We start from the raw sequence: 21,330 nt of genomic DNA, 5'->3' as shown, positions 1-21,330 counted from the left end.
AAATGATGCAAATGGAAAAAAGAACTGATTATTGTGGCAACATTACCAGCCAGTACCTGGACCAAGACGTCCTTCTTTACGGCTGGGTGCAAAGAGTCCGGAACCTGGGCCAGCTGATCTTTATCGACCTGCGCGACCGGGAAGGGATCGTTCAAGTCGTGGTCAACCATGATTCCGGTCAGGAACTGATGGATGTCGCTTCTTCTCTGGGCCAGGAATACGTGGTCGAAGTCAAGGGGCACGTTAACGAACGTTCCAGCAAGAACCCGGACATGAAGACCGGGGACGTAGAAGTCATTGCCAGCGAAATCACTGTTTTGAACAAGGCTAAGACTCCGCCATTTGAAATCAAGGATGACCTGGTTGCCAGCGAACAGACACGGCTGAAGTACCGCTACCTGGACTTGCGCCGGCCAACCCTGCAAAACGCCTTGATCATGCGGGCCCAGATCATGACCGCTACCAATGCCTACCTGTCAGGGGAAGGTTTCATTAACATTGAAACCCCGGACCTAGGCAAGTCAACGCCGGAAGGTGCCCGGGACTACCTGGTTCCTTCCCGGGTTTACCCAGGCTCCTTCTACGCCTTGCCGCAGTCACCGCAAATCTTCAAGCAGCTCTTGATGGGGGCCGGCTTTGACAAGTACTACCAGATCGCCCGCTGCTTCAGAGACGAAGACTTGCGTGGGGACCGGCAGCCGGAATTCACCCAGATCGACCTGGAAACTTCCTTCATGGATGAAGAAGGCGTCCAGGAAGTAACTGAAGGCCTCCTGGCTAAGGTTATGAAGGATGTTAAGGGGATCGACCTACAGTTGCCGCTGCCGCGGATCACTTGGCAGGAATCCATGGACAAGTACGGCTGCGACAAGCCGGACACCCGTTACGAAATGCTGATCCACGACTTGGGCAATGTTTTTGCCAAGTCTGGCTTCAAGGTCTTCGCTTCTGCCCTGGAAAACGGCGGCTTTGTCCGCGGGATCGCAGTTAAGGGCGGGGCTAAGTTCTACTCCCGCAAGAAGATCGAAGCCATGCAGGACTACATCAAGCGTTACCACGCCAAGGGCCTGGCCTGGGTTAAGTATGAAGACGGCGACTTCTCCGGTCCTGTTTCCCGCTTCTTGAGCGAGGAAGAAAAGGCCGGCCTGGTTCAGGAATTCAGCCTGGAAGGCGGGGAACTCCTTCTCTTCATCGCTGACCAATGGAAGGTCTGCTGTGACTCCCTGGACTACCTGCGCCGGCAAACTGCCAAGGAAACTGGCATCATTCCAAAGGACACTTACAAGTACCTCTGGGTTGTTGACTGGCCGCTCTTTGAATACGACGAAGGCGACGAGCGCTGGATTGCTGCCCACCACCCATTCACCATGCCAGACGACAAGGGGATTGAACTCCTGGAAACTGATCCGCACAAGGCTCACGCCCGCAGCTACGACATCGTTTTGAACGGCTACGAACTGGGCGGCGGCTCCATCCGGATCCACAAGCGGGACATCCAGGAAAAGATGTTCAAGGCCCTGGGCTTCACCAAAGAACGGGCCTACGAACAATTCGGCTTCTTGATGGACGCTCTGGACATGGGCTTCCCGCCGCACGCCGGCCTGGCTATCGGCTTGGACCGCTTTGCCATGCTTTTGGCTGGCAAGGACAACATTCGTGACGTCATTGCCTTCCCGAAGAACGCTAGCGCCAGCGAACCAATGATGCACGCCCCGGCTCCAGTTGCTGACCAGCAATTGACCGACCTGGGCATCGAAGTAGCTGAAGCAGCCAAGGAAGGCGTTGAAAAGTACGAAGCTTCCTTGGAAGCTGAAGCAGCTGAAGACGTTAAGTCCCACGAAGAATAAAAAAGCTGAAAAAGCGCAAAAAAATAGTTCAAGATCCGAAAAAGATCTTGAACTATTTTTCTTTGCCAACTTTTAATTATCTGAATTATCGATAGTTTCTTCTGGCAGGTCTTCAGTCGTGTTGACATCATCGTCAGCCGTAGACTTGCTGGTGGTCGTGCTGCTCTTCTTAGGCATATAGCTGGAAGAGCCAGTTGAAGTAGATGACTTAGTGGAGCTCTTGGAGCTGCTTGGGCTGGAGTAGCTGTAAGTTGAGTTTGCTCTTCTTGCTCTTGCTTTTAGCCTTGCTTGATGATTCAGACTTTTCGTCTTCCTTGTCGGCCTTGGCTTTTTCCGCCTTGCTGTAGACCTTGTAGGTCTTGCTGCTGCCAGCGGACTGACTGCTCTTGTCAGCCTGGCTTTGGTGATAAAAGACAGCTGCCCCGACTAAAGCGAGTTCAGCGGCAAGGATGCCGGCCAGCATTGGTTTGCGCATTGTATTTCCTCCCAACACAATTTGGTCGATTAGACCAGGTTAGTAAATACTGTATACCACGCCTGGCGGCTATAAGCATAAGAAAGGCTTATTTTCTATCAATAAATGCTGATGTTTTCCGCGTTGCCAAGCAATTACCGCTTGAATTATAATGATTTTAAGAAAAAATATTCTCAAATTGCGTCAGTCAGCCTAGCTTATCTGAACAATAGAAAAATGAAAGGGAGAAAAAGATGAAACGGAAGTATCTTTGGGTCCTGGCTTTATTTTTGGCCAGCTTTTCGGCTGCTTTTTTACCGGAAAAAGTTTTTGCCGATTATGACCTGACCAAGATGGATGTCACGGCAATTGTTAATTCTGACGGGTCCTTGTCAATGATCCGGAAGATCGTCTATGACTTTGACGATTCAGCTAACGGGGTTTATTACACCCAGAACTTAGCCAGCGGACAGAAGGTCAGCGGGCAGAGCGTCGAGGTCAAGGACCTGGCCAGCGGAAAGACGGTCAAGCCGGCCTTGAACAACCAGGCGGACAGCGGCAATGTCTACCACTTCAATAAAGACGGCAATTCCTATAAGTTCAAGGTTTACCACCATGTTGACGATGGAAAGGTCCAGGTGGTTTACCGCTACAAGATTTCTGGAGCAGTTGACAGCTACGAGGACGCTTCTGAACTGAACTTCAAGATTGTTGGGGACGGCTGGGATAAAGAGATTTCCAATGTCACGGCGACTGTCCGCTTCCAGGATAAAAAGCTGTCCTTCTTGAAAGGGTGGGCCCATGTCAATGCTAACGGCCATTTGACCGTTGACAAGGAAAAGGGCCTGGTTAAAGCGGAAGTAGCCACTTTGCCGGAGGCGACTTTTCTGGAGCTGCACCTGCTTTTTCCAAACAGTTTAGTCAGCCAGAATAAAAAGCAGCATTCCGGAGAAATCGCGGCTAAAGTCGTGGACCAGGAAAAAGCGCTGGCTAAGGAAACTGCCGCAAAAAAGGCCCGCCACAACGTTTATGAATTGATCGGCCTGGCTCTTTTTGCTTTATCACCGCTCCTTTATCTGCCGGTCTTTATCAAGAGCAGAAAGTCGGGCAGCCCGGTCAAGGCCAAGAAAGAAATTGGCCACAATTTTGAAATTCCCGCCTTCAGCCCGACCACGGCCCAGATCCTGGTGACCAAGAAAGACCCGGATGGCAAGGCTTTGGCCGGAGAAATCGCCCTCCGGGCCGGCCGGGGTGAAATTACCATTAAGGCAGGCAAGAAGGGAAAGAACTTCACTTATGCCAAGACCAGCAAGTACAAGGGCGACCTGCCGCTTTTAAATAGGCTTTTCAAAAAGGTCGGCAACGGGCAAAGTTTCAGCAACAAGGACTTAAAGCAATATAGCGGCAGCCAGGAGATTACTTCCAGTTACAAGAACTGGCAGGAGGCCAGCCAAAAGGCCCTAATCAAGGAGGGCTACATTGACCAGAAATTGCAGGACCGGGAGGAGCTATTATCCCTCTATACTCTGGGCTTGATGTTTGTCTCAGTGGCAGCCATCGTCGTCTGTTTCTTCCTTTATGACAAATACACCTTCTGGCTCCTGCCCGCCATCCTCTGGGTGCTGGCTACCTTTGGTCTAGCCCGCCTGCGCCTGCACCACTTCTCCGACTTGACGGAAAAGGGGGCAAGGGCAACTGAACAGGCTTTAGGCTTTGAAGCCATGCTGGATGACATTGGCCAGTTCAAGCTGCGCGACATCGGGGAACTGACCCTGTGGGAGCAGGTCATGCCTTATGCCATTGCTTTTGGCCTGGCCAAGAAGGTCCTCAAGCAGCTGAAGCTGGAATTCCCGGAAGAGATCGCGGCCGACCCTTACTGGACCTACTACTATGCCGGTGCCAGCTACGGGGCCTTTGCCTCCAGCTTTGATGAGGCGATTTCGTCTTCAGCTGGCTCAGGCGGCAACTTCTCGGCCTCCAGCGCCTCCAGCGGCGGTTTTGGGGGCGGCAGCGGCGGCGGTGCCTTCTGATTTGTTTTTTCTGGTGAAAAAGTTTACAATAAACAAAATAATTTTTCCGGAAATTAATTAGTTGGGGAAGGCACTATGGAAGCCAGGTTATGGAACAGATTTAAAAACAACATTCACTTGCGGCGGACAACGGTCCTGGTCATGATCATTCTGGCCCTGTACTATGTGCGGGCGATGATGAACACGATCCTGCTCTCCTTTATCTTTACCTACTTGATCGTTCACCTGGTCAGGTTCGTCCAGGGGAAATTCAAGCATGTTTCTGACAAATTGATTGTCGCTTTGACCTATCTCTTGATTGTCGTCCTGCTTTACTTTGGCCTGCGCTACTATGTCCCGGTTTTGGTCAAGCAGGTGACCAAGATGACCAAGTCGGTGATCAACTATTACCAGACCAATGACGTGGGCTGGCTGATGACCCAGCTACACAAGTATGTCTCTGAAAAAACGATTTCCAGCCAGGTCAAGAACAGCTTAACGGCGCTGACGGCGGCCTTGAAGGGCTTCGGGTCAGTCACCATGTCCTTTGTCATGGCCCTGGTCTTGAGCTTCTTTTACACGATTGAGTTAAAAGAAATGCAGACCTTCAGCCAGTCTTTTTTGAAGTCCGACCTCTTTGGCTGGCTTTTTGAAGACATTGCCTACTTTGGCCGCAAGTTTACCAATACCTTCGGGGTGGTGCTGGAAGCCCAGTTCTTGATTGCCATCTGCAACACGGCTTTGACTATTGTCTGCCTGGCCATCATGAAGATGCCGCAGATTTTTGCCCTGGGCCTCATGGTCTTCATCTGCAGCCTGGTCCCGGTGGCTGGGGTGATCATTTCCCTGATCCCTCTGTCTCTGGTGGCTTATACGGTCGGCGGGATCCAGGACGTGATCTACATTTTGATCATGATCGCTGTCCTGCACACCCTGGAAACCTATATCTTGAATCCGAAATTCATGTCCAGCAAGACGGAATTGCCGATCTTCTACACCTTCGTTGTCCTGCTCTTTGGCGAGCACTTCTTCGGCACCTGGGGCTTGATCGTCAGTGTCCCGATCTTTACTTTCTTTTTGGATATCCTGGGGGTCAAAAACATCAACAGTAAGCAGGAGAAGCTGCAGGAGGCCAGGAAGCGGATAGAGCACAAGCGGCTGGAAAAATAGCATAAGATTTTTTTAAAATAATAACTTAGTCGACAGACTCGGAGCAAATGCCTCCGGGTCTTTTCTTTTTGCCAGCAAAAAAGCAAAAAAGAAAAAGCTATACATGGGCCAGGGATGCAAAAAAATAAAAGTTTTTTGCTATCTAAAAGCCCTTATGAATACTAGCCTTATAAGGGTTTTGTAGACTATACAATACGTGAATAGTATTGACTTTTTTTAGGCGAGGACTATACTTTGTACATGTCGATAAAATTATAGTTTTGAACAGAAAAGAGGATTGCCTTGACTTACGCCAGAATTGCAAAAAGCAGCCGTTACCTGCCCGAATTCGCGGTCAGTAATGACGACTTGAGCCAGATCATGGAGACCAGTGACGAGTGGATCAAGACCCGGACCGGGATTTCCAGCCGGCGGATCAGTCAACAGGAAAACACCTCGGACCTGGCCATCCAGGTGGCCAAGCAGCTCCTGGCTGGCGAGGATCCGGCAGGGGTTGACCTGATCATTGTCGCGACCATGTCGCCAGACGCCTACACCCCGGCCACGGCGGCCCTGGTTCAAGCAGCGGTTGGGGCGGAAAACGCGGCCTGCTTTGACCTGTCAGCGGCCTGTTCTGGTTTCGTCTATGCTTTAGACGTGGCGGAAAAAATGCTGCGGCGGCCGGGCGGGATGGCCCTGGTAATCGGGGCAGAAACCCTGTCCAAGCTGGTTGACTGGCAGGATAGAACGACGGCTGTCCTCTTCGGGGATGGCGCCGGCGGGGTCTTGATCAAAAATGACGCGCTTGAGCCGCATTTCTTGGCCAGCCAGCTGAAAAGTTACGGCCACTTGGCCAAATTCCTGTCAGCTGGCCAGACCAGCCCGCAGCCCTTTCCCGGTCCGGTAACGGGCCTGGCCCCCTTCAAGATGAACGGGCGGGAGGTTTACAAATTTGCCACCCACAAGGTGCCCGAAGTAATCACCGCTTGTTTAGAAGAAGCAGGCGTGGGTTTAGCGGAAGTCGACCTTTTCCTTTTGCATCAGGCCAACTACCGGATCATCAAGCAGGTAGCCAGGAGGCTGGATCTGCCAGAGGAAAAGTTCCCCTGCAATATTGCCGAATACGGCAATACCTCAGCCGCCAGTGAAGCCATTCTCTTGGCCGGGCTGGCAGAAGAGGGGAAGGCGCAGGCGGGCGACCTGGTTGTGTTGGCCGGCTTTGGCGGGGGCTTAACCGCGGCCGCCCAGCTGGTCAGACTATAAGAATATTGGCGTTTTAGATAAGTTAGATTTGATTTTACTTTTAGTTTTTATTTTTTAAAAAGGAGCAGACACATGTCAGAAGCAGAAATTTTCGCAACTGTAAAGAAGATCGCCGTTGAAGAACTGGACGTTGAAGAAGATCAAGTGACCATGGAAGCCAACATCAAGGATGACTTGGAAGCGGACAGCCTGGACTTGTTTGAAATCGTCAACGAATTGGAAGACGAATATGACATCGAACTGGACGCTGATGAAAACACCAAGACGGTTGCCGACGTGGTAGCTTTGGTGCAAAAGCAGCTAGCTGAAAAGGACTAACAGGACCAGACCATGAAATTCGGAATTCTCTTTGCCGGCCAAGGGGCCCAGCAGGCCGGGATGGGCTTGGATTTTCTAAGTGATCCCTTGTTTAAGGAAACAATTGACCAGGCCAGCCAGGCATGCGGCTTAGACTTGCCGGAAATCTGGAAAAACGACCGCGGCCAGCTGGATGAAACCAGGTATGTGCAGCCGGCTTTGGTGGCCTTTGAATACGGGATCTGGCAAATGCTGGTCCGGGACACTGACCTGCCAGTATGTGGTCTGGCCGGCCTCTCCTTAGGCGAATACGGGGCTCTTTTAGCCAGCGGCTGTTTAACCTGGCCAGCCGGCCTGGCCCTGGTCGCCGACCGGGGTGAATACATGCAGCTTGATTCAGAAAAGACGGCCAGCGGGATGCTGGCCCTGACCAAGCCGGATCTTCCGGGCTTGGAAGACTTTTTGCGAGCAAAGCAGGCAGCTGGCCAAGCAGTCTACCTGGGCAACTACAATTCACCTAAGCAGGTTGTTCTTGCCGGAGAAAAGCAGCTTTTGCCAGAACTGGGCCAAGAAATTGCTGACCGCAAGCTGGCCAAAAGAGCAATTCCCTTGGATGTTGCCGGAGCTTTCCACACTCCTCTTTACCAGGCAGCCAGCCGGAAAATGGGCCAGCGGCTGAAGGGTGAAGTTTTCAATGCGGGAACTTACCCAGTCATCAGCAATAGCACTTGCCAGCCTTTTGCCGAAAAAGATCTGGCCAAAATCCTGGAAGTTCAGCTGATGGTGCCAACTCACTTTGACGCTTGCGTCAAAGGCCTGCTGGACTTAGGCATGACGGCCAGCCTGGAAATCGGCCCAGGCCACGCCCTGTCAGCTTTTGCCAAGCAGGCGGACAAGAACCTAAAGACCTGGCAGGTCGGGAGTCTGACTGAATACCAGCAGTTTGTAGAGGAGGAGCAGAATGGATTTACAAAATAAGCGGGTCCTGGTGACCGGGTCAACGCAAGGAATCGGGGCAGCAACTGCCTTGGCTTTTGCGCAAAAGGGCTGCCGGGTGCTCTTAAATGGCCGGCGGCCGGAATTGCCGGAGGAAATCGCTGACCAGCTGGAAGAAATTGGGGCAGACTACCAGTATTTTTCCGCTGACGTCAGCGACGAAGGCGCGGTCAAGCAGCTTTTTAAAGAAATTGGCGAGATTGACATCCTGGTCAACAATGCCGGCATTACCAAAGACCAGATTATGATCGGGATGAAGCTGGCTGACTTTGACCAGGTGATCAAGGTCAACTTGTGGTCAAGCTTTATGCTGACCCAGAAGGCCTTGAAGAAAATGCTGAAAAAGCGGTCCGGAGCCATCATCAATATGGCCAGCATCGTCGGCCAGCACGGCAACGCCGGCCAGGCAAACTACGCGGCTTCAAAGGCCGGCGTAATCGCCTTGACCCAGACCGCTGCTAAGGAAGCTGCCGGACGCGGCGTTCGCGTGAACGCGATCGCGCCGGGGATGATTGCCAGCCAAATGACTGCTGTCCTGCCAGATGAGGTCAAAGAGCAGGCACTTAGCCAAATTCCTTTGGCCCGCTTTGGCAAGGCAGAAGAAGTTGCCCAGGCGGCAGTCTTTTTGGCGGAAAACGACTATGTTACCGGCCAGACCCTGGTTGTTGACGGGGGAATGACCATTTAAGGAGAAGATATGCGAGTAGTAGTTACAGGCATGGGGGCAGTCAGTCCGAACGGCAATGGCTGCCAGGCTTTTGTTGAAAATACTTTAAATGGCGTGGTCGGCATCAAGCCGATCAAGAAGTTTGATGCCAGTGAGACCGGCATCAGCGTGGCCGGGGAAATCGATGATTTTGACGTCAGTCAGGTTGTCGGCAAGAAAAACGGCAAGCGGATGGATCTGTATTCCCAATACGCCATCCAGGCCTGCCAGGAAGCCTACGAGATGGCTGGCTTGACTCCGGAAATAGTGAAGGCGGAAGAGCTGGGCGTGATTTTCGGCTCCGGGATCGGGGGCCTGACCACGATTGAAGAGCAGGTCATCAAGATGCATGACAAGGGGCCAAAGCGGATTTCACCTTTCTTTATCCCGATGGCCATTGCCAACATGGCGGCGGGCAATATTTCCATCCGCTTTAATGCTAAAAATATTTCTACCTCCATTGTTACCGCCTGCGCCAGCGGGACCAACTCCATCGGGGAAGCCTACCGGCAGATCAAGGAAGGTCGGGCTGAGGTCATGATTACCGGGGCCAGCGAAGCCAGCGTCAATGAAACGGCTATTTCCGGTTTCGCGGCCTTGACCGCCCTGTCAACCAGCACTGACCCCCTCAAGGCGTCTTTGCCCTTTGACCAAAACCGGCACGGCTTCGTCTTAGGCGAAGGGGCTGGGGCCTTGATCCTGGAAAGCTTGGACCATGCCCAAAAGCGGGGGGCTAAGATTCTGGCTGAAGTAGTCGGCTACGGGGCAACCAGCGATGCCTACCATATCACCAGTCCTGATCCTAAAGGTGAAGGAGCAGCCAGAGCCATGCGGCTGGCGGTTGAAGAAGCTGGCATCAAGCCGGACCAAGTCGGCTATATCAATGCCCATGGGACGGCGACTAAGGCCAATGACAGCGGGGAAGCCAAGGCAATTAAGGAAGTCTTTGGCGACCAGGTCCTGGTTTCCTCAACCAAGGGGATGACCGGCCACCTCTTAGGGGCCGCCGGAGCGGTTGAAGCCGTCATTACCTGCGCCAGCCTGGAAAAAGGCATCTTGCCGGCCAATGTCGGCTGCTTTGCCCAGGATCCGGAATGCCCGGTCAAATTGGTAAAGGCTGGTAACCAGGAACAAGAAGTTGACTATGCTTTGAGTAATTCCTTCGGCTTTGGCGGCCACAATGCCGTGTTAGCTTTTAGAAAGTGGGCCTGATTTTGGAAATAACAGATGTTGAAAGACTGCTGGACAAGTTTGAAAAGTCCAGCATCCGGGAAATGAAGCTGAATTTGGACGGTTCAGAGCTTTTTCTGAGCAAGAACGAATACACGCAAAAGACAGAGGCAGAAGCAGGCCCGGTTTTGCCAGCCCAAAAAGCTGAAAGTCCGCTTTTGCCAAAAGAAGCAGCTGAAGCCGCGCCGGTTGTTCAAGCAGAAAAAGCTGCATCCGGTCATGCCATCAAGTCGCCCCTGGTTGGGACGATCTACCTGCAGCCGGCCGCGGACAAGCCAGCTTTTGTGAAGGCCGGCGACCAGGTCAAGGCCGGGCAGACCGTCTGCATCGTGGAAGCCATGAAGATGATGACGGAGATCAAGAGTGATGTTTCCGGCACCGTCAAGGAGGTCTGCGTGGAAAACGAAGACCTGGTTGAATGTGAGCAAACGCTCTTTTTGATTGAGGAGGCCTAGCATGACTGTATTGGATTCCAGCCAAATACAAGAAATTATCCCCCACCGCTATCCCATGCTTTTGATTGACAAGGTCATCGACCTGGTTCCCGGCGAAAGCGCCGTGGCCATCCGCAACGTGACCAATAATGAGGCGGTTTTCCAGGGACATTTCCCGGGAAATCCTGTCCTGCCCGGGGTCTTGCTCGTGGAATCCCTGGCCCAAACCGGGGCCGTGGCCCTGTTAAGCGCCGACCGCTTCAAGGGGCAGACGGCCTATTTTGGCGGTATCAAAAACGCTAAGTTCCGCCAGATGGTCAAGCCCGGCGACCAGGTCAAGCTGGAAGTGACTTTGGAAAAGGTCAAGGGCCATATCGGCCTGGGGCAGGGAATTGCCTGGGTCGACGGGAAGAAGGCCTGCACGGCGGAATTGACCTTCATGATTTCAGGTGAGAAAAATGTTTGACAAAGTTTTAGTTGCCAACCGGGGCGAAGCCGCGGTCCGGATCATCCGGACCCTTAAGGAAATGGGCATCAAGTCCGTCGCTATCTACTCAGTAGCTGACCGGGACAGCCTGCATGTCCAGCTGGCCGATGAAGCGGTCTGCGTGGGCGCTAGCCGCCCTAGCGACTCCTACTTGAACATTAAAAATATCATCTCAGCGGCCACCGGGACCGGGGCCCAGGCCATCCACCCGGGCTATGGCTTTTTGTCAGAAAGCGCGGAATTTGCCAGTCTTTGCGCGGCCTGCGGTTTGACCTTTATCGGGCCAAAGGCGGAAACTATCGACCAGATGGGCAATAAGGAACACGCCCGCCAGCTGATGATCAAGCACAAGGTGCCGGTTACCCCGGGCAGCCGGGACTTTATCAAGTCACCGGAAGAAGCTAAAAAGGTTGCTGCTGAAGTCGGCTACCCGGTCTTATTGAAGGCCGCGGCCGGCGGGGGCGGCAAGGGGATCCGGCAGGTTAAAGAGCCTGGTGAAATGGCTGACGCTTTCAGCCTGGCCCAAAATGAAGCCCGGCTGGATTTTGGCAATGACCAGATGTATCTGGAAAAGGTCTTGACCAATGTCAAGCACATTGAAGTCCAGGTTATCCGGGACAGCTTTGGCAGCTGCGTCTACTTCCCGGAAAGAGACTGCAGCCTGCAGCGGCGCAAGCAAAAGGTGATCGAAGAGAGCCCTTGTGAACTGATCAGTGAAAGCGAGCGGGAAAAACTGGGCCAGATTGCTGTCCGGGCCGCCGAAGCAGCTGATTATCTGAATACGGGGACGATTGAATTTTTGATGGATCAGGACCATAATTTCTACTTTATGGAAATGAACACCCGCCTGCAGGTAGAACACACGGTAACGGAAATGGTTACCGGCGTTGACCTGGTTAAGGCCCAGATCCTGGTCGCGGCCGGGGAAAAGCTGCCTTTTAAGCAGACAGACTTAGGCTTTAAAGGCAATGCTATCGAATGCCGGATCAACGCTGAAGATTCCAGCCGGGACTTCATGCCGTCAACCGGCCAGGTCGACTACCTCTTTTTGCCAGTCGGCAACCCGGGCATGCGGATTGATTCCGCCCTTTACCAGGGCATGGTGGTTTCGCCATTTTACGATTCCATGCTGGCTAAAATCATCGCCTTGGGCAGCAGCCGGCAAGAAGCAGTTGCGCGGATGCAGCGGCTTTTAAAGGAGCTGGTGATCCGGGGGGTCAAGACCAACCAGGACTTTCACCTGGCCATTTTGGCTGATTCGGAATTTAAGCAGGGGACTTTCACCAATACTTATTTAGAGAGGGAATTTTTGCCCCGCTGGAAGGAGCAGGTAGACAAGCATGAGGCTGTTTAAAAAAAGAAACACGATCTCTGAGCGGCATGTTAAGGCTAATAAAAGGGCGGAAGACCTGGTGCCGAGCGGTTTGATGCAGCGGTGCCCGAATTGCGGGCTGGAATTTTTCGCCAGCCGCCTGGACAAGTACAAGACCTGCCCGGACTGCGATTACGGCTTCCGCTTGACCGCCAGGGAACGCCTGGCCTGGCTCTGCGAGGAAAGCGAGGAGTGGTTTAAGGATATTCAGCCCAGTGACCCCCTCCATTTTCCCAATTATGAGGTGAAAGTTGCCGCTGGAAAGAAAAAGACTGGCTTAAATGAAGCGGTTTGGACCGGCCTGGCCAAAATTGGCGGGCAGGAGACAGCCCTGGCCATCATGGATCCCTTTTTTATCATGGGTTCTTTAGGCCAGATGACCGGGGAAAAGCTGACCCGGCTCATTGAGGCAGCTACTGAAAAACGGCTGCCGGTCGTGGTCTTTACAGCCAGCGGCGGGGCCCGGATGCAGGAAGGGATCTACTCTTTGATGCAGATGGCTAAAGTGGTCAACGCGGTTAACCGGCATAAGGCAGCCGGTCTCTTATACCTGGTTATTTTGACCGACCCAACTACCGGCGGGGTGACGGCCAGCTTTGCCAGTGAAGGTGACATTACTCTGGCTGAAGCTCACGCCATGGTGGCCTTTGCCGGCCGCCGGGTGATTGAGCAGACCATCCATGAGCAGCTGCCAAAAGATGCCCAGCGGGCAGAAACGGTCTTAAAGCACGGCTTTATCGACCGGATCGTTTTGCGGCAGGAGGAAAAAGAGACCCTGGCCTGGCTGTTAAAGTACGGAGGGATGCAGGATGACTGATGCTATGGAAACGGTCCGGGCCGCCCGGGCCAGTGATAAATTGTCGGCTCACTATCTGCGGGCGCACTTGTTCAGCGACTTTGTGGAGCTGCATGGGGACCGGCAGGGGGCAGATGACCCGGCCATCGTTGGGGGGATCGGCCTGTTTGCCGGTCAGCCAGTGACCGTGATCACCACCAGCCGGGGACATAAGCTGGAAGAGCGCCTGGCCAAGCACTTTGGCCAGCCGGAACCAGCCGGCTACCGGAAGGCGGCCCGCTTGGTCAAAGATGCGGCCCGCTTTAAGCGGCCGGTTCTCCTTTTTATTGATACGGCCGGGGCCTTTCCCGGTAAAGAGGCCGAATATGCCGGCCAGGGGCAGGCGATTGCCCAGTGCTTGACGGATATTGGCCAGGCCCAAACGCCAATTATCAGCGTGATTTTCGGTGAAGGTGGCTCTGGCGGGGCCCTGGCTTTGGCTTGCGGGGATGAGCTTTGGATGATGGAAAATTCCATGTATTCAGTCCTGTCTCCGGAAGGTTTTGCCTCCATCCTGTGGAAGGACGCTAGCCGGGCGGCTGAAGCAGCAGAGCTTTTGGGCTTGACGCCGGAATCCCTGCTCAAGGGGCAGGTGATCGAAGGCGTGATCAAGCAAGAAGGCAGCAAGTCTGCCCAGTGCCGGGAAATTGCCCGGGTCTTGGAAGAAGAATTAGCAAAATTGCAAAAGCTGCCGGTCAGCAGTCTGCTTAACCGGCGCTATGAACGTTTCAGAAAGTTTTAGGTGAAGAAGATGGCAGGAATTTTAGCTGGAAAAAAGTTTTTGGTAATGGGCGTGGCCAACAAGCGGTCCATTGCCTGGGGCTGCGCTGAGCAAATCAAGGCCCAGGGCGGGGAAGTGGTCTACAGTTACCAAAATGACCGCTTGGAAAAGAGCCTGCTCAAGCTGGGCCTGGCGGAAGAAGAAATGGTTGAATGTGATGTGGCCAGCGATGAGAGCATTGACGCGGCTTTTGACCAAGTGAAGGAAAAGTTCGGCCAGATCGACGGCCTGGTTCACGCGGTAGCTTTTGCCCCGAAAAATGAACTGGAAGGGTCCATCCTCAATTCCAGCCGGGAAGGCTACTTGACTGCCCAAAATATTTCCAGCTACTCCTTGATCGCCGTGGCTAAGGCTGCCCAGGAAAAGGAACTTTTGGCCCCTAAGGCCTCAATCGTTACCTTGACCTTCATCGGGTCGGAAAGAGCCATCAGCAATTACAACACGATGGGGATTGCCAAGGCGGCTTTGGAAAGTTCTGTCCGCTACCTGGCCCGGGACCTGGGCAAGACTGGCAGCCGGGTCAACGCGATTTCTGCCGGGGCCATGAAGACTTTGGCCGTGACGGGGATTGGCGGACACAAGGATCTCTTGGAGCAGTCCCGGTCCTTGACGGTTGATGGGGTCAATGTCAGCCTGGAAGAACTGGGTAACTGCTGCGCCTTCCTGCTCAGTGACCTGTCAACCGGCCTGACTGGCGACATCATCTACGTTGACAAGGGCGTTCACCTCTCCTAGGAGGCCGCGATGGAGATTTACTGCTACCTGGTCCTGCCTTCAACGCAAGATCTGGCTAAAAAGCTGCTGGAAAAGAAAAAACCGCCTTTTGCCGTTAGTGCTTTAGAGCAGACGCAGGGCTACGGCAAGCAGGGGCGGGCCTTTTATTCACCGAAAAATGGCCTTTACCTGTCAGTTTGCCTGGAAAAGCAAGAGAATCCCTTGCTGACCTTGGCAGTTGGGACAGCGGTAGCTGACTTCCTGCGGGCCAGGTACGGCTTAGAGATTGGCCTCAAGTGGGCCAATGATCTTTTTTATCAAGGGAAAAAAGTTGCCGGCATCTTGACCGAGCAGGTGGCAGGCGGGATAGTAGTTGGCCTGGGCCTCAACTTAGGCGCGGAACTTCCGGCCAGCCTGCCCCAAGCTACCCGCTTGCTGGAAGCGGGGGATTTTGATCCGCTTTTGGCAGATGATTTGGCCTGTGTGATCTGCCGGGCTGCCAGCTGGCAGGATTGCCTGCCCCGCTACCGGGAATTGAGCATCTTGACTGGCAGGAGGGTTACTTTGAAAATTGCTGGGCGGAACATCTCCGGCACTTGCGCCGGCTTTGATGACCAGGGCCGGCTTTTGCTGGAAAAAGGCGGGAAGATCAGTGCCTGGTCCAGCGGGGAAGTAATTAAGACAAGTTTTTTGTAAAAAGCCCTTCCCTTTTCCGAAAACTTTTGCTATTATAAATACTGTCATCGGAAAGCCCACTTGGCGGAATTGGCAGACGCGCAGCGTTCAGGTCGCTGTTCTGGCAACAGAGTGAAGGTTCGACTCCTTTAGTGGGCATGACGCGAGCAAGCAGAAATGCTTGCTTTTTTGTTTTATTTTTTATTTTCTATCTCCAGCTTATTTTTCAGGTCAAAAAAGAGCTCCCGGAATCCGGGAGCTCTTTTGCTTTAGTTAAAGTTCTGGGCTTTTTTGGCGACCAGCTTGTTCTTCTGGAAGGTAACGTAGAAGTTGGCCTGGCCGTCGCTCTTCAGGCCGCTGGTGTAGAGCCAGAGGGCCACGTCAGAATTGGAATAGTCAGATTCTGAGTAGCCGTTGGGCTTGCCGACAATGGCTTCGACTTCCTCTTGGGTCATCCCCTTTTTGAGGGACTTGTAGTCTTTGGGTGTAATTTGCTTGGACCGGTTGACGACTAGGCCGGAAATCTGCTTGGCAATAGCCACCCCGTTGGCGAATTCAACGGCCAGGTTGGCGCCGGCACTGCCGTTTTGGACCCCTTCCCAAGTGTAGATGGTGGCTTTGAGCTTGCTGGTTTTGGCCTTGCTCTTGGCGTCAGCTTCCCGGCCCAGGAGATCAGTTACCTGGCTGGGAGTAGATCCGGTCTTTTCAACGACCTTGATCTTCTTGTAATTAGTGAGATTGATCTTGTTGCTGGTCTGCTTGACGACATTGGAGCTGGAAATTGAGCTCGCGGCCTTCTTGTCGCTTTCGCTGTCAGTCGTGGCCTTTTTGCTGGAGCAGGCAGTCAGAGCCAGGGCCGCAAAAGCAATCAAGAGAACTTTCTTTTTCATGACATCCTCCATTTTTTCGTTCTAGAATTTTCATCCCTTTTATTTTAGGCTTTAAGAGCGGTCTTGTCCACGCCGGCAAGTAATTCTTAAAAGACCTTTTTGATAACTCGAAGGAAATAAATACCTGACCAGCCAAAAGGAGGCTAAGCAAAGGTCAGTGGCTTTAATCTTCGCTGGTTTAACCGACAGCCAGGAAAGCAATGAAAAGATCCTGGGCTACCTCAAAAAAGCTGGCCTTTCTGCATCTTTCGCCCTGCCAGCCGCCCGGGCCCGGGAAAACGACGTGCTGATCAAAGACCTGGTGAAAAGCCGCCAGCAGCTGATCGGAAGCGGCATCTTGGTAACAGAAGGGAGCCGGCTTGACGGCAATTGCCCCTAAAAAGGCCCTGATCAAGGCCAAAAGCTCTGCCAGCGGCAGATCAAGGAACAAGCAGCCGGCGGGGTGGCCCTGGAGAGTGCTTTCGGCGGCTTTGGCGAAGCCAGCGCAATATCGCTGACGACGTTTATGACGGAGCCTTCAAAGACCTTGTCATCACCAGCCCGGCTGGGAACTGGTCTCATACCACTGGAAGCATTTTTGGAACAAGGTCATTGACTGGTTCATTAATAATCTGTAACAAGCTCAATCCCGCATGACTGCTGGGTTTGAGCTTTTTTTGGTACTTCGTTTTGCTTATATTCCTACTGATAATATTTTTGACTGGGAAAATATTTGATTTATATAAATAAAAGCGTTTACATAGTCCGGAGAAAAGCATATAATAATTTACAGGAATTAGGTACTTTCATGCAAAAGAATAAGAGGTAACATAATGTATAAGGAATCATTTGCCGCGGCTGCTAGCGCGGCGCAAAAGAAATTTAACCTGCTGAAGACTAATCCAGCCGGCTATGTCGTGCTTTCCATTTTGGCAGGGATGTACATCGGTTTCGGGATCTTGCTGGCCTTCACGGTTGGGGGACAATTAGGAACTAACCCGGTCGCCAACTTGATCAAGGGGATGATCTTCGGGGTCGCCTTGAGCCTAGTGGTCATTCCCGGAGCTGAACTTTTTACTGGCAACAACTTCGTGATGAGTGCGGGCCTTTTGGAAAAGAAGGTCAAGCTGGGCCAAGCGGGTCTTCTCTGGCTGGTTTGCTGGCTGGGCAACTTGCTGGGGGCTGGAATCTTGGCTTGGATGTTTGTCAAGTCCGGCCTGGATCTGCCGGTTACGGCAACTGTCTTCACCAAGGCGGCAGCTGCTAAGATCGCCGCGCCAGCTGGCCAGCTTTTCTTGCGGGGCATTCTCTGTAACATCTTGGTCTGCCTGGCTGTTTGGTCAGGCTTCCAGACCAAGAGCGACTCAGCTAAGCTGATCATGATCTTCTGGTGCCTTTTGGCCTTCTTCTCAACTGGCTTTGAGCACAGCGTGGCCAACATGACGACCTTCATCGTTGCCTTGCTGAATCCAGTGCAAGGGGCAGGCGCCGCTTCAGCCGGCGGCATGTTCTACAACCTGCTCTGGGTAACCCTGGGCAACATGGCCGGCGGTATTGTCTTTGTAGCCTTGCCATACTGGCTGGCTGCCAAGGACAAGCAATAATTAACTGAAAACTCCTTTCACAAAAAACAAGTCCTGCTTGATAAACTCAAACAGGACTTGTTTTGCTTTATTGGTGGATTACAGATGACTAAAATTTTAGGAAAAATCCAGGGAAGGTATTTTTAATACATGCTGAGCAAGAGCTGCTTGATTTCAGCCATGCTTGGCTGGCGCGGGTTTTGCACCGTGCACTGGTCATCGTAGACCCGGTCGATCATGGCTGGCAAGGCGGCGTCAAAGGCTTCCTTGCTGACCCCGTTGGCTGAAAGGGAGGGTTCAATATCGCAGGCCTTCATCAGTTCCCGGATCCGCTTGCAAAGAGAATCAACCAGTTCCGCGTCACTCTTGCCTGGCAGGCCTAAGCTGCGGGCGATATCAGCATAGTCTTTTTGGGCCCGGTAAACTTCATATCTTGGGTAAGGCGTCCGCTTGACATTGCCACTGGCACCGTTGAACTTGATGACCGGCAGCATGGCAATTGAAATGCAGAGGCCGTGCGGGAAGCCGAAGGCCCCGCCCAGCTTGTGGGCAATGGAGTGGTTGAGGCCCAAGAAGGCGTTGGCAAAAGCCATCCCGGCCAAGGTTGCCGCGTAGTGCATGTTTTCCCGGGCTTTTTCTCCTTCATAAGTCGGGTGCTGCGGGTCGTACTTGTAAGAAGCTTCCAGGTTATTCATGATCAGCTGGATGGCCTTGAGTGACCATGGCCGGGTGAAGTCACTGGCTGCAACAGAGACGTAGCTTTCCAAAGAGTGGGAGAGGCAGTCGAAGCCGGAGAAGGCCACGGTATGCTTTGGCACGGTCATGACGAAGGCCGGGTCAACGATTGCGACTTGCGGAGTCAGTTCGTAGTCAGTCAACGGGTACTTGACATGCTGCTTGTCATCGGTGATGACGGCGTAAGGGGTGACTTCTGACCCAGTCCCTGACGTGGTAGGGATGCAGACCAGACTGGTCCGGGTCTCATGCTTGAATTTGACGATCCGCTTTCTGATATCGACAAACTTCTGCTGCAGTTCCTTGAAGAGCTCGCTCACATTGTCGTAGTTGTCCAGCCAGCCATCTTCCTGGTCCAGGCTGTATTCGTAGATGTAGCGGGCGATCTTGGAGACGTCCAGGGCGCTGCCGCCGCCGATGGCGATAATGGTATCTGGTGCAAACTTCTTCATCTGCTTGGCAATCTTGATCGCTTGGCTCAGCGGCGGGTCAGGCAAGACTTCACTGTAGATGGCCGTGTCGACCTGCTTGTCTCTTAAAGCCAGCTGTTCATAGACCTTGTCAACGAAGTGGAACTTGACCATGCCCGGGTCAGCGACGATAAAGGCCCGGCTGATTTCCTGCTCATTTTCATCTGAAAGATAGGTAATGGAGTCTTTTTCGTAAAAAATCTTCTCCGGCAGGCGGATCCATTGCGGCCGGTTCCGCCGCTTGGCAATGGTCTTGATGTTCAAGAGGTCGCTGGTCGACAGGTTGTGAGACAGGGAGTTCTTCCCCCATGAACCAGTCCCCAAAGTCAAGCTTGGCCGCAGGCCATCACTGTAGATATCGCCGATCCCGCCCAAAGCGTCCGGCTGGTTAACCAGGACTCTGGAAGCTTGGACAGCCTTGCCGTATTCATCGATGAACGGATCGTTTTGGGAGCCGATTTGGATGGCAGCATTGTGGCCAGCACCTTGGTAGTCAAGCAGGGCTTTGACGATTCTGATCCCGTCTTCCCGGTCCTTGGCCTTGTAAACTGACAGAAGCGGGGAGAGTTTTTCGGATGACAGCTTTTCGCCAATATTCTTTGGATCTAGTTCAAAGAGGAGGACATCCTTGCCTTCAGGCAGGGTAACGCCGGCGTGTTCACAAATCCAGCGGGCGCTCATCCCGGCTACTGGTCCATTGACCCCATGCTTGTCATTGAAGACGAAGTCGGCCAGCTTTTGGTAGTCTTTCTTTGGAACCAGGTAGGCACCCTTGTCCTGCATCATTTGCAGCCACTTGTCGTAGATCGGTGCTTCAACTACGGCTGAGTTTTCAGTCGCGCAAACCATGCTGTTGTCAAAGCGCTTGGACAAAAGGATATCTTCAACAGCCCGGTCCAAAAAGGCGGTGTGATCGATATAAACAGCACCGTTTCCGGCCCCGACCCCCATTGACGGGTTGCCAGACTGCAGCGCGGCGTGCACCATGCCGGGACCACCAGTTGCCAAAATAGAAGCGATCTTTGGGTTGCGGATCAAGGCGGTGGTGTTTTCCAGGCTGGCCTTGTCGATCCATTGAATGATGTTCTTTGGGGCACCGGCCTTTAAAGCAGCGTCATACAAGATCTGGGCAGCATGGATTGAACACTTCTGGGCCTTCGGGTGGAAGGAGAAGATGATGGCGTTTCTGGTCTTCAAAGCTACCAGGATCTTGAACATGGTTGTTGAGGTCGGGTTGGTGGTTGGCACGATCCCGGCTAAAACGCCAAGAGGAGCAGCAACTTTGATATAGCCTTCAACCTGGTTTCTTTCGATAATGCCAACAGTCTTTTCGTGCTTAATTGAGTTGTAGACATTTTCGGTAGCGAAGCGGTTCTTGGTATCCTTGTCTTCTACCACGCCGCGGCCAGTTTCGTCTACTGCCTCATGAGCAAGCGCGAGGGAGGCCTCACTGCCGGCCAAAGCCATGGCAGCGACAATCTTGTCAACTTGTTCCTGGCTGTAGGTCGCGTAGGCTTCTTCAGCGACCAAGGCTTTGTTAACTAATTCACCTGTATAGCGCTTGGCTTCTTCCATCTTTTCATCAGCTGACAATTCCTTGGCAGCAGTAACAGTGGTCTGTGTTTTCTTTACATCAACCATTTTTTCTCTCCTAAAAATTACTACATTTTTTGTCAGGTCTAAGTATTTATTGTGAACCTTTTCACCTAACATGATAGTCCCTTTGTTTTCTTTGTCAAGCCGAAAAAGGCCATAAGTTTCAATGAATCTGAAGCGTGTAAATGCTTACAATTGTGCTGGAGTAGAATGATGAAAGCGCAGAAAGAAGCAAAAATAGTGAACGATTTTACTTCTTACAAGCTGGGCTAGACCTAGGAAAGGGGAGTGGCGAAAAACGGAGCAGGGATGAATTGTAAAAAGCTAGCAAATGAAAGCTAAGAAAAATTAGAAGAAAATTGAAAATAAAGATTGACGAAAACGAAAAATGGAGGTAAAGTAGTAAATGTCTTCAAACAAGACACAAAGCGCTTTCTTAACGAAAGACAAGTGAAGACAAAAATAAATATCAAAAACTTGTTGACAAGAATCAAACAAGCGAGTAAGATATAAAACGTTGCGTCACTTGACGCAAGTTGGTACTTTGAAAACTGAACAAAGTTTCGCAGTGTGCGGGTCAAACAATGTTTGATCCAAACAAATAAGCGAAGTCAATTCGCAAGCAAATAATCTGGAGCAGATTAAAAAGGCTCAATTTTCAAATTGAGAGTTTGATCCTGGCTCAGGACGAACGCTGGCGGCGTGCCTAATACATGCAAGTCGAGCGAGCTGAATTCAAAGATTCCTTCGGGATGATTTGTTGGATGCTAGCGGCGGATGGGTGAGTAACACGTGGGCAATCTGCCCTAAAGACTGGGATACCACTTG

General features: G+C 52.5%; 20 protein-coding genes, 1 tRNA gene and 1 rRNA gene. 19 read left to right on the top strand and 3 right to left on the bottom strand.

What is annotated here, in order from left to right; genetic code table 11:
- Positions 1 to 2: 2 nt before the first annotated feature.
- The gene (gene aspS / locus DS743_RS06720; RefSeq protein ID WP_003619909.1) at positions 3 to 1,847 is read left to right on the top strand and encodes an aspartate--tRNA ligase; all 1,845 of its coding nucleotides are present in this window, start codon (positions 3 to 5) and stop codon (positions 1,845 to 1,847) included.
- A 208-nt stretch (positions 1,848 to 2,055) separates the two neighbouring features.
- On the opposite strand, the gene DS743_RS06715 is transcribed toward aspS, so the two are convergent.
- Positions 2,056 to 2,322, bottom strand: a complete 267-nt coding sequence (locus tag DS743_RS06715; RefSeq protein WP_231128319.1) for a hypothetical protein — start codon at positions 2,320 to 2,322, stop codon at positions 2,056 to 2,058.
- A 233-nt stretch (positions 2,323 to 2,555) separates the two neighbouring features.
- Here DS743_RS06715 and DS743_RS06710 point away from each other — a divergent pair, with 233 nt between their 5' ends.
- The 15 genes from DS743_RS06710 to DS743_RS06640 all read left to right on the top strand — a co-directional run bounded on the left by DS743_RS06710 (position 2,556) and on the right by DS743_RS06640 (position 15,408).
- The gene (locus DS743_RS06710; protein WP_035185405.1) at positions 2,556 to 4,331 is read left to right on the top strand and encodes a DUF2207 domain-containing protein; all 1,776 of its coding nucleotides are present in this window, start codon (positions 2,556 to 2,558) and stop codon (positions 4,329 to 4,331) included.
- A 75-nt stretch (positions 4,332 to 4,406) separates the two neighbouring features.
- Complete coding sequence (locus DS743_RS06705; protein ID WP_035185403.1) at positions 4,407 to 5,480, top strand: AI-2E family transporter; 1,074 nt, start codon at positions 4,407 to 4,409, stop codon at positions 5,478 to 5,480.
- Between the two features lie 282 nt (positions 5,481 to 5,762).
- Positions 5,763 to 6,722, top strand: a complete 960-nt coding sequence (locus DS743_RS06700) for a beta-ketoacyl-ACP synthase III (protein WP_035185400.1) — start codon at positions 5,763 to 5,765, stop codon at positions 6,720 to 6,722.
- A gap of 72 nt (positions 6,723 to 6,794) precedes the next feature.
- On the top strand, positions 6,795 to 7,040 hold the full coding sequence (locus DS743_RS06695; protein WP_002877474.1) for an acyl carrier protein: 246 nt from the start codon (positions 6,795 to 6,797) through the stop codon (positions 7,038 to 7,040).
- A 12-nt stretch (positions 7,041 to 7,052) separates the two neighbouring features.
- The gene (locus DS743_RS06690; protein WP_035185398.1) at positions 7,053 to 7,997 is read left to right on the top strand and encodes an ACP S-malonyltransferase; all 945 of its coding nucleotides are present in this window, start codon (positions 7,053 to 7,055) and stop codon (positions 7,995 to 7,997) included.
- Entirely contained in the window at positions 7,981 to 8,703 is a 723-nt protein-coding gene (locus DS743_RS06685) for a 3-oxoacyl-ACP reductase family protein (RefSeq protein WP_035185396.1), read from the top strand. Before DS743_RS06690 ends, DS743_RS06685 begins: the two co-directional genes overlap by 17 nt.
- 9 nt (positions 8,704 to 8,712) lie before the next feature.
- On the top strand, positions 8,713 to 9,933 hold the full coding sequence (fabF, locus tag DS743_RS06680; protein WP_035185395.1) for a beta-ketoacyl-ACP synthase II: 1,221 nt from the start codon (positions 8,713 to 8,715) through the stop codon (positions 9,931 to 9,933).
- A 2-nt stretch (positions 9,934 to 9,935) separates the two neighbouring features.
- Positions 9,936 to 10,406, top strand: coding sequence for an acetyl-CoA carboxylase biotin carboxyl carrier protein (gene accB, locus DS743_RS06675; RefSeq protein ID WP_003611778.1), 471 nt, complete (start codon positions 9,936 to 9,938; stop codon positions 10,404 to 10,406).
- 1 nt (position 10,407) lies between these two features.
- The gene (gene fabZ, locus DS743_RS06670; RefSeq protein WP_035185394.1) at positions 10,408 to 10,851 is read left to right on the top strand and encodes a 3-hydroxyacyl-ACP dehydratase FabZ; all 444 of its coding nucleotides are present in this window, start codon (positions 10,408 to 10,410) and stop codon (positions 10,849 to 10,851) included.
- Positions 10,844 to 12,226 carry an acetyl-CoA carboxylase biotin carboxylase subunit gene (accC, locus tag DS743_RS06665; protein WP_072544208.1) on the top strand — a complete coding sequence of 461 codons (1,383 nt, stop codon included), beginning with the start codon at positions 10,844 to 10,846 and terminating at the stop codon, positions 12,224 to 12,226. Before fabZ ends, accC begins: the two co-directional genes overlap by 8 nt.
- The gene (locus DS743_RS06660) at positions 12,213 to 13,061 is read left to right on the top strand and encodes an acetyl-CoA carboxylase carboxyltransferase subunit beta (protein ID WP_035185393.1); all 849 of its coding nucleotides are present in this window, start codon (positions 12,213 to 12,215) and stop codon (positions 13,059 to 13,061) included. Before accC ends, DS743_RS06660 begins: the two co-directional genes overlap by 14 nt.
- Positions 13,054 to 13,821 carry an acetyl-CoA carboxylase carboxyltransferase subunit alpha gene (gene accA, locus DS743_RS06655; RefSeq protein WP_013439442.1) on the top strand — a complete coding sequence of 256 codons (768 nt, stop codon included), beginning with the start codon at positions 13,054 to 13,056 and terminating at the stop codon, positions 13,819 to 13,821. The genes DS743_RS06660 and accA overlap by 8 nt, the downstream gene beginning before the upstream one ends.
- Positions 13,822 to 13,830: 9 nt before the next feature.
- Positions 13,831 to 14,595, top strand: coding sequence for an enoyl-ACP reductase FabI (gene fabI, locus DS743_RS06650; protein ID WP_035185499.1), 765 nt, complete (start codon positions 13,831 to 13,833; stop codon positions 14,593 to 14,595).
- A gap of 9 nt (positions 14,596 to 14,604) precedes the next feature.
- Positions 14,605 to 15,270, top strand: coding sequence for a biotin--[acetyl-CoA-carboxylase] ligase (locus DS743_RS06645; protein ID WP_035185392.1), 666 nt, complete (start codon positions 14,605 to 14,607; stop codon positions 15,268 to 15,270).
- A 54-nt stretch (positions 15,271 to 15,324) separates the two neighbouring features.
- Positions 15,325 to 15,408: transfer RNA gene (locus DS743_RS06640), tRNA-Leu, on the top strand.
- A gap of 110 nt (positions 15,409 to 15,518) precedes the next feature.
- On the opposite strand, the gene DS743_RS06635 is transcribed toward DS743_RS06640, so the two are convergent.
- Positions 15,519 to 16,139, bottom strand: coding sequence for a DUF3862 domain-containing protein (locus tag DS743_RS06635; RefSeq protein ID WP_003611793.1), 621 nt, complete (start codon positions 16,137 to 16,139; stop codon positions 15,519 to 15,521).
- 157 nt (positions 16,140 to 16,296) lie between these two features.
- On the opposite strand from DS743_RS06635, the gene DS743_RS06630 reads away from it, so the two are divergent.
- The gene (locus tag DS743_RS06630) at positions 16,297 to 16,518 is read left to right on the top strand and encodes a hypothetical protein (RefSeq protein WP_035182949.1); all 222 of its coding nucleotides are present in this window, start codon (positions 16,297 to 16,299) and stop codon (positions 16,516 to 16,518) included.
- A gap of 433 nt (positions 16,519 to 16,951) precedes the next feature.
- Positions 16,952 to 17,722: a formate/nitrite transporter family protein gene (locus DS743_RS06625; protein WP_035185391.1), complete on the top strand. Its 771-nt coding sequence runs from the start codon at positions 16,952 to 16,954 to the stop codon at positions 17,720 to 17,722.
- 122 nt (positions 17,723 to 17,844) lie between these two features.
- Here the strand turns inward: DS743_RS06625 and adhE are convergent, their stop codons facing one another.
- A complete protein-coding gene (gene adhE, locus DS743_RS06620) occupies positions 17,845 to 20,547 on the bottom strand; it encodes a bifunctional acetaldehyde-CoA/alcohol dehydrogenase (RefSeq protein WP_072544207.1) in 2,703 nt (900 codons plus the stop codon).
- 614 nt (positions 20,548 to 21,161) lie between these two features.
- On the opposite strand from adhE, the gene DS743_RS06615 reads away from it, so the two are divergent.
- A 16S ribosomal RNA gene (locus tag DS743_RS06615) occupies positions 21,162 to 21,330 on the top strand; the annotation flags it as partial.

Source organism: Lactobacillus leichmannii, assembly GCF_024701915.1.
Classification (GTDB): Bacteria; Bacillota; Bacilli; order Lactobacillales; family Lactobacillaceae; genus Lactobacillus; species Lactobacillus delbrueckii.
The sequence above is the reverse complement of the archived record's forward strand: the minus strand, read 5'-3'. Positions and strand labels throughout refer to the sequence as shown.

Bases quoted from the DNA above. Each gene is read 5' to 3' on its own strand.
- aspS (WP_003619909.1), top strand. From the start codon at position 3: ATGATGCAAATGGAAAAAAGAACTGATTATTGTGGCAACATTACCAGC.
- DS743_RS06715 (WP_231128319.1), bottom strand. From the start codon at position 2,322: ATGCGCAAACCAATGCTGGCCGGCATCCTTGCCGCTGAACTCGCTTTA.
- DS743_RS06710 (WP_035185405.1), top strand. From the start codon at position 2,556: ATGAAACGGAAGTATCTTTGGGTCCTGGCTTTATTTTTGGCCAGCTTT.
- DS743_RS06705 (WP_035185403.1), top strand. From the start codon at position 4,407: ATGGAAGCCAGGTTATGGAACAGATTTAAAAACAACATTCACTTGCGG.
- DS743_RS06695 (WP_002877474.1), top strand. From the start codon at position 6,795: ATGTCAGAAGCAGAAATTTTCGCAACTGTAAAGAAGATCGCCGTTGAA.
- DS743_RS06690 (WP_035185398.1), top strand. From the start codon at position 7,053: ATGAAATTCGGAATTCTCTTTGCCGGCCAAGGGGCCCAGCAGGCCGGG.
- DS743_RS06685 (WP_035185396.1), top strand. From the start codon at position 7,981: ATGGATTTACAAAATAAGCGGGTCCTGGTGACCGGGTCAACGCAAGGA.
- fabF (WP_035185395.1), top strand. From the start codon at position 8,713: ATGCGAGTAGTAGTTACAGGCATGGGGGCAGTCAGTCCGAACGGCAAT.
- fabZ (WP_035185394.1), top strand. From the start codon at position 10,408: ATGACTGTATTGGATTCCAGCCAAATACAAGAAATTATCCCCCACCGC.
- accC (WP_072544208.1), top strand. From the start codon at position 10,844: ATGTTTGACAAAGTTTTAGTTGCCAACCGGGGCGAAGCCGCGGTCCGG.
- DS743_RS06660 (WP_035185393.1), top strand. From the start codon at position 12,213: ATGAGGCTGTTTAAAAAAAGAAACACGATCTCTGAGCGGCATGTTAAG.
- accA (WP_013439442.1), top strand. From the start codon at position 13,054: ATGACTGATGCTATGGAAACGGTCCGGGCCGCCCGGGCCAGTGATAAA.
- fabI (WP_035185499.1), top strand. From the start codon at position 13,831: ATGGCAGGAATTTTAGCTGGAAAAAAGTTTTTGGTAATGGGCGTGGCC.
- DS743_RS06645 (WP_035185392.1), top strand. From the start codon at position 14,605: ATGGAGATTTACTGCTACCTGGTCCTGCCTTCAACGCAAGATCTGGCT.
- DS743_RS06635 (WP_003611793.1), bottom strand. From the start codon at position 16,139: ATGAAAAAGAAAGTTCTCTTGATTGCTTTTGCGGCCCTGGCTCTGACT.
- DS743_RS06625 (WP_035185391.1), top strand. From the start codon at position 16,952: ATGTATAAGGAATCATTTGCCGCGGCTGCTAGCGCGGCGCAAAAGAAA.
- adhE (WP_072544207.1), bottom strand. From the start codon at position 20,547: ATGGTTGATGTAAAGAAAACACAGACCACTGTTACTGCTGCCAAGGAA.